13 protein-coding genes are annotated in these 12086 nt (G+C 65.4%); 10 read left to right on the top strand and 3 right to left on the bottom strand.

Annotation, left to right across the window (positions count from 1 at the left end):
- Positions 1 to 319: 319 nt before the first annotated feature.
- From metK to ruvX, 7 genes are all read left to right on the top strand, one after another.
- A complete protein-coding gene (gene metK, locus BN1133_RS12555) occupies positions 320 to 1471 on the top strand; it encodes a methionine adenosyltransferase (protein ID WP_050666860.1) in 1152 nt (383 codons plus the stop codon).
- Positions 1472 to 1532: 61 nt separating this feature from the next.
- Positions 1533 to 2024 (top strand): SprT family zinc-dependent metalloprotease, encoded by a 492-nt coding sequence (locus BN1133_RS12560; protein ID WP_153006791.1) that lies wholly within the window; start codon positions 1533 to 1535, stop codon positions 2022 to 2024.
- 74 nt (positions 2025 to 2098) lie between these two features.
- Positions 2099 to 2779, top strand: coding sequence for an endonuclease (locus tag BN1133_RS12565; RefSeq protein WP_050666862.1), 681 nt, complete (start codon positions 2099 to 2101; stop codon positions 2777 to 2779).
- 2 nt (positions 2780 to 2781) lie between these two features.
- The gene (rsmE, locus tag BN1133_RS12570; protein ID WP_050666863.1) at positions 2782 to 3513 is read left to right on the top strand and encodes a 16S rRNA (uracil(1498)-N(3))-methyltransferase; all 732 of its coding nucleotides are present in this window, start codon (positions 2782 to 2784) and stop codon (positions 3511 to 3513) included.
- A 117-nt stretch (positions 3514 to 3630) separates the two neighbouring features.
- Complete coding sequence (gene gshB / locus BN1133_RS12575; protein WP_050666864.1) at positions 3631 to 4584, top strand: glutathione synthase; 954 nt, start codon at positions 3631 to 3633, stop codon at positions 4582 to 4584.
- A 69-nt stretch (positions 4585 to 4653) separates the two neighbouring features.
- Positions 4654 to 5208 (top strand): YqgE/AlgH family protein, encoded by a 555-nt coding sequence (locus BN1133_RS12580; protein ID WP_050666865.1) that lies wholly within the window; start codon positions 4654 to 4656, stop codon positions 5206 to 5208.
- A 16-nt stretch (positions 5209 to 5224) separates the two neighbouring features.
- The gene (gene ruvX / locus BN1133_RS12585; RefSeq protein WP_005347671.1) at positions 5225 to 5644 is read left to right on the top strand and encodes a Holliday junction resolvase RuvX; all 420 of its coding nucleotides are present in this window, start codon (positions 5225 to 5227) and stop codon (positions 5642 to 5644) included.
- Position 5645: 1 nt separating this feature from the next.
- Here ruvX and BN1133_RS12590 read toward each other — a convergent pair whose 3' ends face one another.
- Complete coding sequence (locus tag BN1133_RS12590; RefSeq protein WP_082178002.1) at positions 5646 to 6914, bottom strand: GGDEF domain-containing protein; 1269 nt, start codon at positions 6912 to 6914, stop codon at positions 5646 to 5648.
- A gap of 128 nt (positions 6915 to 7042) precedes the next feature.
- Between BN1133_RS12590 and BN1133_RS12595 the strand changes: the two genes are divergently transcribed.
- Genes BN1133_RS12595 through BN1133_RS12605 form a run of 3 tightly spaced genes read left to right on the top strand, consistent with a single transcriptional unit; the run spans position 7043 to position 10832 of the window.
- Positions 7043 to 7945, top strand: a complete 903-nt coding sequence (locus tag BN1133_RS12595) for an AAA family ATPase (protein ID WP_050666867.1) — start codon at positions 7043 to 7045, stop codon at positions 7943 to 7945.
- Positions 7942 to 8868 (top strand): DUF58 domain-containing protein, encoded by a 927-nt coding sequence (locus BN1133_RS12600; RefSeq protein ID WP_050666868.1) that lies wholly within the window; start codon positions 7942 to 7944, stop codon positions 8866 to 8868. Before BN1133_RS12595 ends, BN1133_RS12600 begins: the two co-directional genes overlap by 4 nt.
- Entirely contained in the window at positions 8865 to 10832 is a 1968-nt protein-coding gene (locus BN1133_RS12605; protein ID WP_050666872.1) for a transglutaminase TgpA family protein, read from the top strand. Before BN1133_RS12600 ends, BN1133_RS12605 begins: the two co-directional genes overlap by 4 nt.
- On the opposite strand, the gene BN1133_RS12610 is transcribed toward BN1133_RS12605, so the two are convergent.
- Positions 10795 to 11847, bottom strand: a complete 1053-nt coding sequence (locus BN1133_RS12610) for a succinylglutamate desuccinylase/aspartoacylase domain-containing protein (RefSeq protein WP_231686270.1) — start codon at positions 11845 to 11847, stop codon at positions 10795 to 10797. The two genes, BN1133_RS12605 and BN1133_RS12610, sit on opposite strands and share 38 nt — an antisense overlap.
- A 23-nt stretch (positions 11848 to 11870) precedes the next feature.
- Positions 11871 to 12086: transporter substrate-binding domain-containing protein (locus BN1133_RS12615; protein WP_157432346.1), on the bottom strand; the 216-nt coding region annotated here is incomplete at its 5' end.

Raw genomic sequence — 12086 nt, forward strand, 5'->3', positions numbered from 1 at the left:
ATTGCCCAAATAGCAAGGCCGATATTCTCCCAGCAGGGCGAACGAGGTGCAAACACTATCTGGAGAGGGATCCCGGCTTTGGGAGGCCAATCGCTTTTCCGTCGTTCGAAAACGATTGATTTGTGAACGCTTTGTTGGGGCATTCGGTCGCGGGATGGAAAAGGGAAATCTTCGGCGCCAATTGGCCTCATCTGGCAAAAATAGTACTGGCAATCGAGAGGGTCGCTATCTAGAATAGACGTCCAGATGTAGATACCTCTACAAATTATCCGTTTTTTCGTGGTCGCGGCGGCGACCCACAACCACAGGCAAGGTCATCATGGCAAAGCTGTTTACCTCCGAGTCGGTCTCCGAAGGCCATCCCGATAAAATCGCAGACCAGATCTCCGATGCGGTGCTCGACGCCATCCTGAAGCAGGACACCAAGGCGCGCGTCGCGTGTGAAACCCTGGTCAAGACCGGCATGGTGATGGTGGCCGGTGAAGTGACCACCTCGGCCTGGGTCGACATCGAACAGATCGTGCGCGACACTGTGCGCGAGATTGGTTACACCCACTCCGACATGGGCTTCGATGCCGACTCCTGCGCCGTGCTCAACGCCATCGGCAAACAGTCCCCGGATATCAACCAGGGCGTCGACCGCAGCGATCCGCTGGAGCAGGGCGCCGGTGACCAGGGCCTGATGTTTGGCTACGCCACCAACGAAACCGACGTGCTGATGCCGGCCCCCATCACCTACTCTCACCTGCTGGTGAAACGTCAGGCCGAAGTGCGCAAGAACGGCACCCTGCCGTGGCTGCGCCCGGATGCCAAGAGCCAGCTCACCTTCGCCTACGGTGACGATGGCAAGATCCTCGGCATCGATGCCGTGGTGCTCTCGACCCAGCACGCCGAGCACATCAGCCACAGCGACCTGGTGGAAGCGGTGCGCGAAGAGATCATCAAGCCGGTGCTGCCGGCCGAGTGGGTCACCAAGGATACCAAGTACTTCATCAACCCGACCGGCCGTTTCGTTATCGGCGGCCCCATGGGTGACTGTGGTCTGACCGGTCGCAAGATCATCGTCGACACCTACGGCGGCATGGCCCGTCACGGTGGTGGCGCCTTCTCCGGCAAGGATCCGTCCAAGGTTGACCGCTCCGCCGCCTACGCCGCCCGTTACGTGGCCAAGAACATCGTCGCCGCCGGCCTGGCCGATCGCTGCGAAGTGCAGGTCTCCTACGCCATCGGCGTGGCCGAGCCCACCTCCATCAGCGTCGAGACCTTCGGCACCGCCAAGGTGGCCGAGGATCTGCTGGTCAAGCTGGTACGCGAGCACTTCGAGCTGCGCCCCTACGGCCTGATCCAGATGCTGGATCTCAAGCGCCCCATCTACCAGGCCACCGCCGCCTACGGTCACTTCGGTCGCAACGAGTTCCCCTGGGAACAGACCGACAAGGCCGAGCTGCTGCGCGCCGCCGCCGGCCTGTAATCGGCAATCCGGGAAAGAGGGAGCTTCGGCTCCCTTTTTGTTATCTGCCATGAGCAGCACCATGCACAGCCTCATCACGGCACGGGTCGACGCCTGCTTTGCCCAGGCCGAAGCCCGGCTCGGACGCACCTTCCCTCGCCCCCTGGTACGCTGCGACCTGCGCGGCCGTGCCGCCGGCACGGCCCGTCTGCAGAGCTGGGAGCTGCGCTTCAACCCGGCCCTCTATGTCGGCAACGAGGCCGCCTTCCACACCGAGGTTGTCCCTCATGAGGTGGCGCACCTGCTGGTCCATGCCCTGTGGGGCAGCGGCCGGGGCAAGAGCCGGGTGCTGCCCCATGGCCGCCAGTGGCAATCGGTGATGCAGGAGATCTTCGCCCTGCCGCCCCGGGTCACCCACCGCTTTGACTTGGCGCCCCTGGCCGAGCGCACCTTTGCCTATCGCTGCACCTGTCGCGACCACGCCCTCTCGGTGCGCCGCCACAACAAGGTGCTACGAGGCGAGGCTCGCTACCACTGCCGGTCCTGTCGCAGCGAGCTGGTACCGGTCGACTGACCCCTGCCGGGGCCATCTCCCCTGTGGTAAGCTCCTCCCTTCGTGCCTAACCCCATGAAGAATTAAGCGATTTTATGTTTCGATTGATGCTCCTCGTGCTCGGCGCCCTGGCCGCCGGCACCACGTCGGCCCAGACCTTCCGTGAAGCCAAGCAGGATCTGGTCAAGCTCTATCAGAGCCACCCCACCAGCTTCTACTGCGGCTGCAACATCAAGTACAACGGCAAGAAGATGGCCCCCGACTGGGAGAGCTGTGGCTACCTGCCCCGCAAGCAGGCCGAGCGCGCCTCCCGTATCGAATGGGAACACGTGGTACCGGCCTGGGAGTTTGGCCACCAGCTCCAGTGCTGGCAGCAAGGGGGACGCAAAAACTGCGGCAAGAGCGATCAGTTCAACACCATGGAAGGGGACATGCACAACCTCTTCCCCGCCATCGGTGAGGTGAACGGGGATCGCGCCAACTACCGCTTCTCCGACTGGAATGGCAAGCCCAACCAGTATGGTCACTGCCAGATGCTGGTGGATTTCAAGGATCGCCAGGTCCAGCCGCCCAAGGGGCCGGTACGCGGCCAGATCGCCCGCGCCTACTTCTATATGAGCCAGCAGTACGGGCTGCGTCTGGCGGCGCAGCAGCGTAAACTGTTCGAAGCCTGGGATCGCCAATACCCGGCCGAGGGCTGGGAGTGCGAGCGCAACCGGCGCATCGCCGGCATTCAGGGCAACAGCAACCCCTTCATCGACAGGCAGTGCCAATAAGCATGCGTATTCCACGAATCTATGAGCCGGCCCGACTCGCTTTGGGCCTTATCCTTCCCCTCTCGGAAGATGGCGCCAACCATATCGGCCGCGTGCTGCGCATGCAGCCCGGGCAGGAGCTGGTGCTGTTCAACGGCGGTGATGAAGAGTTTCCCGCCGTGATCCGTGCCGTGACCAAGAAGGGGGTCGAGGTGGAGGTGACGGCCGTCACCGAGAACCGGGTCGAGTCCCCGCTGGCGATCCACCTGGGCCAGGTGATCAGCCGTGGCGACAAGATGGACTTCACCATCCAAAAAGCGGTCGAGCTCGGCGTCACCTGCATCACGCCGCTCTTTTCCGAGCGCTGTGGCGTCAAGCTGCCGGCCGAACGGCTGGAGAAGAAGCGCGAGCAGTGGCAGAAGATCGTCATCAGCGCCTGTGAGCAGTGTGGCCGTAGCCGGGTGCCCGAGGTACGTACGCCGATGGAGCTGGACGCCTGGATGCGCGAGGAGACGGCAGAGCTCAAGCTCAACCTGCACCCCCGTGCCGAGTACAGCATCAGCACCCTGCCCATCCCCGAACACGGGGTGCGCCTGCTGATCGGTCCCGAAGGGGGGCTGTCGGAGCGGGAGATTGCTGATACGGTGGAGCAGGGCTTCAAGGAGATGCTGCTCGGCCCGCGTGTGCTGCGTACCGAGACGGCGGCCCTGACCGTCATCACGGCGCTGCAGTGCCGTTTCGGCGATCTCGCGTGATCCCCCCGGCAAGCTCGACAGGCCCCGTCCTGGCATCGGATGATGGCAGCCAGAAACGGCCGGTTAGTTCGCCAATCGACCCTACACCCCTATCGCGCCCTTAAGAAGGAACAGCGGATGACCATTAAACTCGGCATCGTGATGGACCCCATCTCGTCTATCAACATCAAGAAGGATTCGAGCTTCGCCATGCTCGAAGAGGCGCAAAAACGCGGCTATGAGCTCTTCTACCTGGAGATGAAGGATCTCTACATGGAGGAAGGCCGCGCCTTCGGTACCATGCGTCCGCTCAGCGTCCAGCATGACTACACCCACTGGTTCAGCCTGGGTGACGTGGTGGATCAGCCGCTCTCCAGCCTGGACGTGATCCTGATGCGCAAGGATCCGCCATTCGACACCGAGTTTATCTACGCCACCTACATGCTGGAGCGAGCCGAGGACGAGGGTTGTCTCATCGTCAACAAGCCCCAGAGCCTGCGCGACGCCAACGAGAAGCTCTACACCGCCTGGTTTGCCGAGCACACCCCGACCACGCTCGTCACTCGCAGAGCCGACAAGCTGCGCGCCTTCCATGCGAAGCACAAGGACGTCATCCTCAAGCCGCTCGACGGCATGGGCGGCGCCTCCATCTTCCGCATGAAGGAAGATGATGCCAACGTGGGCGTCATCATCGAGACGCTCACGGCACACGGGAGTCAGTACTGCATGGCGCAGACCTATCTGCCCGCCATCAAGGAGGGCGACAAGCGGGTGCTGGTGGTGGACGGTGAGCCGGTGCCCTACTGCCTGGCGCGTATTCCGGCCCAGGGTGAGACCCGCGGCAACCTGGCGGCGGGTGGCCGCGGTGAGGCGCGCCCCCTGAGTGAGTCTGACTGGGCCATCGCCCGCGCGGTCGGACCGACCCTCAAGGAGAAGGGGCTTATCTTCGTCGGCCTCGACATCATCGGCGATCGCCTGACCGAGATTAACGTCACCAGCCCGACCTGCATCCGCGAGATCGAGGCCGCCTTCCCGGTGCACATCAGCGCCATGCTGATGGATGCCATCGAGCGCCGCCTCGGCAAGGGCTGACGAAGGGGCCCCGGCCCCTTCCCCACCCTGCCATACTTGCAGCAAGAGAGAATCGATACAGACACCGCCATGCACACACTGCAAAACCACTTTCTGCTGGCCATGCCCAGCCTCAACGACCCCTACTTCGAGCGCTCCCTGGTCTACCTGTGCGAACACAACGATGAGGGCGCGATGGGGTTGGTCATCAACATTCCCCTCGAGATGCAGGTCGATGACCTGCTCGAGCAGGTGAAGATCGATCACCCCGCCACCCTGGAGCTGGAGCAACCGGTGCTGCAGGGGGGGCCGGTGGCCAACGATCGCGGCTTCGTACTCCACAGCCACAGAGAGGGCTTTGGCTCCAGCCTCTCCCTGAGTGACGAGCTGATGGTCACCACCTCTCGCGACATCCTGGAGACGCTGGGGACCGACGAGGCTCCGAGCCACTGGCTGATGACCCTGGGCTACGCCGGCTGGAGTGCGGGTCAACTGGAGCAGGAGCTGGTCGACGGCGCCTGGCTCATCGTACCGGTCGATACCCGTCTCATCTTCGACACCCCGGTGCACGAGCGCTGGGAGAAGGCGGCCGCCAGCATCGGCATCAACACCTTGCACCTCTCCACCCAGGTCGGCCACGCCTGACCGTACAGGATCGCTTATGACATCACGCAGCCTGATGGGCTTTGACTACGGCACCAAGAGTATCGGGGTAGCGGTAGGCCAGGAGCTGACCGGCTCGGCCTCGCCCCTCTGTTCATTGAAGGCCAACGACGGCATCCCCAACTGGGACGAGATAGAGAAGCTTATCAAGGAGTGGCAACCGGACCTGCTGATCGTCGGCCTGCCCCTCAACATGGACGGCACCGAGCAGGAGATCACGGTGCGGGCCCGCAAGTTTGGCAACCGCCTGCACGGGCGCTTCGGCAAGCCGGTGGAGTTCAAGGACGAGCGGCTCACCACCACGGATGCCCGGGCCCGCCTGTTCGAGCGTGGTGGTTACCGGGCACTGGACAAGGGGAGCGTGGATGCCGTCTCGGCCCAGCTGATCCTCGAGTCCTGGTTTGAGGCCCAGTACTGACTCACAGGGTATCCACTTCCACCCGGTTTCGCCCCCCATCCTTGGCCCGATAGAGCGCCCGGTCGGCGCGCTTGAGGGCCTCCTCCACCGGCTCCTGTGGACCACATTCGGCGACGCCAAACGATGCCGTAACCCTGAGACCCAGAGGCCACTGGGATGAGGTAGCGACGACCCGGCGCATCCGCTCGGCGAGGGCCTCTCCCCAGGAGAGCGGACGCAAGGGGGCCAACACCACGAACTCCTCCCCACCCCAGCGACAGAGGGTGACTCCCTCCTCCAGACAGTAACCGAGCTCACTGACCAGGGTTTTGAGCACTTCATCCCCCACTGCATGCCCGTGGCTGTCATTGATCCCCTTGAAGTGATCGAGGTCGATAAAGATGAGGCTCCCCTCGCGCCATTCGGCGAGCAGTTGCTCACCCTGACTGCGACTGGCGGCACCGGTGAGGCGATCGTACCGCGCCTCGTCACTCGCCAGACGACAGACCTGCTCCAGCTCACGGTTGCGCTGGCGTGAGAGACGCTCCCGCTCGCTGGCCCGGGCCAGGCGTCGACGCATGCCGCTGTAATCCATCGCCAGCATGGCCAACAGGGAGAAGAACCAGAGCACCATCAGCCCACGATAGAAGGTGGAGGCAGGTAGCCAGGGGCCATGGAAGCTGAGGGACTCCACCTTGAGGCGATAGTGGCCCGCCGGTGCTCCCGAGCCGGTCGCTATCTCGATGGCAAAGACCCGGCTGATGTCGCGCCCCTGTTGCAACAGGGGGATCTCATAGTCGGTGAGCCACCAGGTGGCAGGGGTGAAGAGGGAGAGGGGGATCTCCACCTCCCCCGGATAAGCCTGCAGATCGAGCAGAATCGAGTTGATCTTGTGGGAGACGGGATCGTCCGATCGGGAGTAGGCCGGATGGTAGTTACGCAGATAGATACGCCAGGGCAGATCGTCGGCCCCCTTCGCCTGCAACTTGATCCGCATGGTCTCATAGCCGGAGAGATCGAGCCCCTGCTCGGGCACCGCCAGGGTGATGAGCAGTTCGCAGTAAGGCCAGCGATAGGTGAGGCTCAGTTCACACTCCATGATGTGACCCGCCTCCAGACGCGCCACCGAATCCCCACCTGCCGGACGATCGTCCAGGGTGGAGATCTGCCAACCGCCAGCGGGTGCGATGATCAGCGCCCGCTGGGGCCCCCACTCGTAGATCGCCACCAGCAGCAGGGTCGCCGTCATCAGCAGCGCCGTCATCAGCCACATCCGTCTAAACACGCTCATGCTTGCCCCTGTTATCCATTCCGCCCCATTCTACCGAAAGCCGGCCCTTTATTGTGTGATGCCACAATAACTCCCGTGCGGGCCCAGAGGCTAAGCTCAACACGGAACGCGGGAAAAAGGAGGCAACCTTGCTGGAGTCACTGCTGGCCACCCTGGAGAGGGTGATACTGGGCAAACCCCTGCAGATCCGCATCGCCCTGGTGACCCTGTTGGCACGGGGCCATCTGCTGATCGAGGATCTCCCGGGCATGGGCAAGACCACATTGGCCCATGCGCTGGCTCACGCCCTCGGGCTCGACTATCGCCGGGTCCAGTTCACCGCCGACCTGCTGCCGGCGGATCTCATCGGGGTCTCCATCTTCGACCCCTCGGAGCAGCACTTTCGCTTTCATCCCGGCCCCCTCTTCAGCCAGGTGCTGCTGGCCGACGAGATCAACCGGGCCAGCCCCAAGGTGCAGAGCGCCCTGCTGGAGGCCATGAGCGAGACCAGCCTGAGCGTGGATGGCCACAGCCATCCCCTGCCTGCCCCCTTCTTCGTCATCGCCACCCAGAACCCGGCGGATCAGGCGGGAACCTATCCCTTACCCGAATCCCAGCTCGATCGCTTCGCGGTGCGCCTCTCGCTGGGCTTTCCGGCGCGGGATGCCGAGCGCGCCCTGCTCAGGGGCGAACAGGCCCCCCTCCCAGCCCCCCAGCTGAACGCCACCGAACTGCAGGGCATGCAGCAGGAGGTGGCTCGACTGCACGTGGCCGACAACACCCTGGAGTACCTGCTCTCCCTGGTCGCCCAGAGCCGACTCGATCCCGAGCTGCCCCAACCCCTCTCCCCACGAGCCGCCCAGACCCTGCTGGCGGTGAGCCGGGCCTGGGCCTTCGTCGCCGGTCGCCGCTTCGTCACCCCCGACGATGTGCGCGCCGTCTTTCCCTATGTGGCCGAGCACCGCCTGCGCGGCAGCTTCGGGCTGCAGCAGGGGGAGAGCAGCCCCTTGAGCCAGCGCCTGCTGGAGCGGGTCGACCCGGAGCGGCCATGAAACCCTGGCTGCAATGGCAACAGAAGTGGCTGGCGCGGCGTATCCCGCCGGCGCGCCAGATCACCCTGGGACGACACAACCTCTTTATTCTCCCCACCCGGCTCGGCTGGCTGTTTCTACTCACCCTGCTGGCCATCTTCCTGCTCGGCGCCAACTACCAGAGCAATCTGGTCCTGTTGCTCGCCTACGGCCTGGGCAGCCTGCTGCTGGTTGCCATGCTGCTCACCCACCGCAACTTAAGCGGCCTGCGCCTGGCCGGCTCGCCCCCCCAGCTCGGCGAGGTGGGCAGCCCAACCCCGCTTCCGTTCACTCTCTGCGGTCAGGCCCGGGCCCTGACCTTCACCCTCAATGAGAGCCGGCTCCAGCTGGCCGAGAGCCACAGCGGGGTACAGACCCTCACCCTGGCACTGAGTGGTACCCGGCGCGGTCGCCTCCCTCTGGCGCGCCTGCGTATCGAGAGCCGCTATCCGATGGGGCTGTTTCGCTGCTGGAGCCTGCTCGATCTGGAGCTGGCCCTCTGGCTAGCCCCTGCCCCCCTGGCGGCCCCCCTGCGAGAGCCCGAGGGGGATGGTGAACAGGTGGGCCCACAGATACGCCCCGCCCCCATCGGCGACTTTCACGAGCTGCGCCCCTACCAGAGAGGGGAACCCCAGAGCCGCATCGCCTGGCACCAGCTGGCCCGAGGGCGAGGGCTCCTCAGCAAGCGCTTCTGCGAAGGGGGCGGTGAGCCCGACAGCCTCACCCTGGCACGGGCCAGAGGCGACCTGGAGCTGCGCCTCTCCACCCTGGCCTGGTGGTGTCAACACCTCTGCCATGAGGGCCAACCCTACACCCTGCGCCTCGATACCCCCCTGGGGCCAGACGCCTCGCCCACCTTCCTGCGGGAGTGTCGCTGGGCGCTGGCCCGCTACGGAGCCCCCTGATGCTGGAGAGTCGACGCCTCTGGCTACTGGCCTTGCTGCTGCAACTGCCTCTGCTGCTGGCTCTCTGGCCCTATCTGCACGGCTGGGTAGTGATCGCGATCCTCGCCTGCCAGGGGTGGCGGGGAGTGACCCTGTGGCGCGCCTGGCCCATGCCGGGGCGCCCCCTGCGGCTGCTGCTCACCCTGTCGTCACTGGCACTGCTGCTCCTGGAGGCCAGGGGGAGCGGCCTGCTCGCCACCCTCATCAACCTGCTCTGCCTGGGTTATGGCCTGAAATTTCTGGAACTCTCCCGCGAGCGGGACATGGAGCCCTTGCTGGTGGTGCTCTTCTTTCTGATCGCCCTCTCCCTTATCGAGCGCCAGAGCCTGCCCTGGGCGCTGCTGCTCGGCGCCGTCTACCTGCTGGGGATCACCGCTCTGGTGCTCGCCAGCTGGCCAGAGGGACGCGCCCCCCATCGGCCGGCCCTGCTCGCCCTCTTGCTGGCCCTTCCCCTGCAGGTCGGGTTGTTCCTGCTGCTGCCACGGCTTCCTCCCCTGTGGCAGGTACCCCAGAGCCACGTGGCCAGAAGCGGCCTCGACGAAAAAGTGGAGCCGGGGGCGATCAGCACCCTGCTGCGCTCCGGGGAGCTCGCCTTTCGGGTCACCTTCGATGGGGGCCTGCCCCTGCCAGCCGAGCGCTACTTTCCCGTGCTGCGTCAGGAGTGGTTCGACGGGCGTGCCTGGCAGCCGACGCCGGCCTTGCAGGCCTGGCGCCGCAAGCAGTGGCCCCAACCCGTCGCAGAAACGATCTCAGGTCCCCCCGGCCAAGGGGAGTACGAGATCATCGCCGAGCCCCAGCGGCTGCGCTGGCTACCGGCGCTGGAGCACCCGATGCCACGCTCGGGACCCGTGCTGCTCAGCCCGGCAGACACCCTCTATCGCCTCGATGATGGCAGCCAGCGTATCGGTTACCGGGTCGCCCGCGGGGAGCGGGGCCGCGCCGACGAGCAGACCCGCCAGCGCAACCTGCAACTGCCGGCGCAGGGGAATCCCAAGTCTCGCGAGCTGGCCCGTCAGTGGCGAGGAGAGAGCCCGGACGCCTTGGCCCGCCGACTCCTCTCTCTGTTTGCCAGGGAGGGGTTCAGCTATACCCTGACCCCACCTCTGCTGGGGGCAGATCCCGTCGATGAGTTCCTGTTTGGCCAACGGCTCGGGTTTTGTGTCCACTATGCCTCGGCGGCGGCCTTCTTGCTGCGTGCGGCCGGAGTACCGGCCCGGCTGGTGAGTGGGTATCAGGGGGGAGAGTGGAACCCGCAGGGGGGATATCTGACGATCTATCAATACGATGCTCACGCCTGGGTGGAATACCTGGACCAGAGGGGGAGATGGCAGCGCCTCGACCCCACTGCCGTGGTGGTCGCTGAGCGCCTGGGCGAGGGCGAGACGAGCGCAGAGGGACTACTCTCGCCACTGCGCTATCGGCAATTGGCCTGGCTGACGCCGCTGCGCCTGTGGTGGGCCAGCATCGACTACCACTGGAGCCGCTGGGTCCTCAACTACGATGCCAGCACCCTCTGGCAACGACTGACCGCCCCCTGGCCCTCCCTGCGTCGCCACCTCCCCTGGTTGATCCTGGGGGGGCTTCTCCTCTGCGCCCTGCCCCTGCTGTGGTTACTCAGAGAGGAGGAGCCCGGGGTGGCGCGCCCCTGGCGCCCGCTGCTGCGGCGTGCCACACAGCGAGGGCTGGCACCGCAGGCCGGAGAGTCACTGCCTCTCTGGTGCGAGCGGATGGCACGCCAGTTACCCATACTGAGCCTTCCCCTGCGTCGGTGTGCCTGGCTGCATCGCCGTCTGCACTACGCCCCCCTCTCGAAGAGCCAGCAAGCAAAAACAGCCCGCGCCCTGAGGCGCAGGCTTCGGCAGATCCTCCGTGGTTGGTCGGCCGCCACTAGAGGCCCAGCAGTTCCCCCTGACGCAGAGGGGTGAGCCCGGCGATAAAGATCACCTCCTCCCCTGCGACCACCAGAGGGCCGGGCACTCTGGCATAGCAGAGGCCACTCACTCCGGCCTGGAGGGTGCTGCGCTCGCCGCTGGCGGGATCTTCCAGCTCGGCCAGGGGCTGGCCTGCCTCGACCGACTGGCCGGGAGCGACCAGATAGTGAACGATCCCCCCCACGGGGGCGACGACCCCCTCAACCCCGGCCAGGGGGGTGGCCGTCAGCGGATCCCCCGGCACCGTGGTGAGGGGACGCACCAACCACCCTCGCTCGGTCAGCAGATCGAGCAGTCGCTCGCAATCTTGCGCCGTCAGCTCGGGGGCCAGATCCCGCTGCCCCCTCAGCTCCACCGTCACCGCCAACGGCACCGGCCAGCCGGCTCCTTCGCACAGGGGATACCAGTTTTGCAACAGTGCATCGTCAAAGGACATGCCGCCGGCCTCCCCGGCGATCAGGATCGCCCCGGCAGCCAGCCGCCGCCCCACCGCCTCCAGCACCTCCTGCTGGCGGGTATTGCCGTAGAGGTGCACCAGTGCCTCTCCGTCGCAGTGAAGATCCAGCACCAGATCGGCCTCCAGCGCCCAGCCAAACAGCTGTTGCTGCAAGCGCTCCAGCTCGGAGCGCCCCTGCAGCCCGGCCAGTCGCTCCAGCAACAGGGCGCGCGCCTCATCCAGGCTCTCACAGCGCTCACCGGCGCGGACCAGCAGGGGGTAGCCACGGTTGAAGTTGCGACCACTGCCCAGCTCGAAGCGCCCCTCATGGCGCCCGAGCAGGCGCTGGCTGATGCCGATGGGGTTGGCCAAAGGCAGCAGGCGGATGCGCCCACGCAGGGCCCCTTCCCGCTCCAGGCGGGACAGCGCCTCCCTGAGACGGTGCAGCACCAGCACGCCGGGTAACTCATCTGCATGCAGGCCGGCCTGCAGATAGGCCAGCGGCCCACTCTCGCCAAACTCCCAGGCAACCAGCTCATAACGGCTGGCGCCGACCGGGGCTGGCAATGCCATCTTGATCTGCTTCATCCCGTGCCTTACTCGTACTGGTCGTAGTCGAAATATTTGTCGTTGATCTGCTTGTAGGTGCCATTGGCCAGGATGGTCTTGAGAGCGCCGTTGATGCGGGCGAGCAGGGCCTCATCCTGATGGCGCACGGCAATTCCCGAGCCCACCCCGAAGTAGTCGGGGTCATCCATGCGCGGGCCAAAGAAGTCGAAACCGGCCGCCCCCTCCCGCTTCTTGAACTCCAC

Origin of the sequence: Aeromonas schubertii (assembly GCF_000820105.1) — a bacterium.
Lineage (GTDB): Bacteria > Pseudomonadota > Gammaproteobacteria > Enterobacterales > Aeromonadaceae > Aeromonas > Aeromonas schubertii.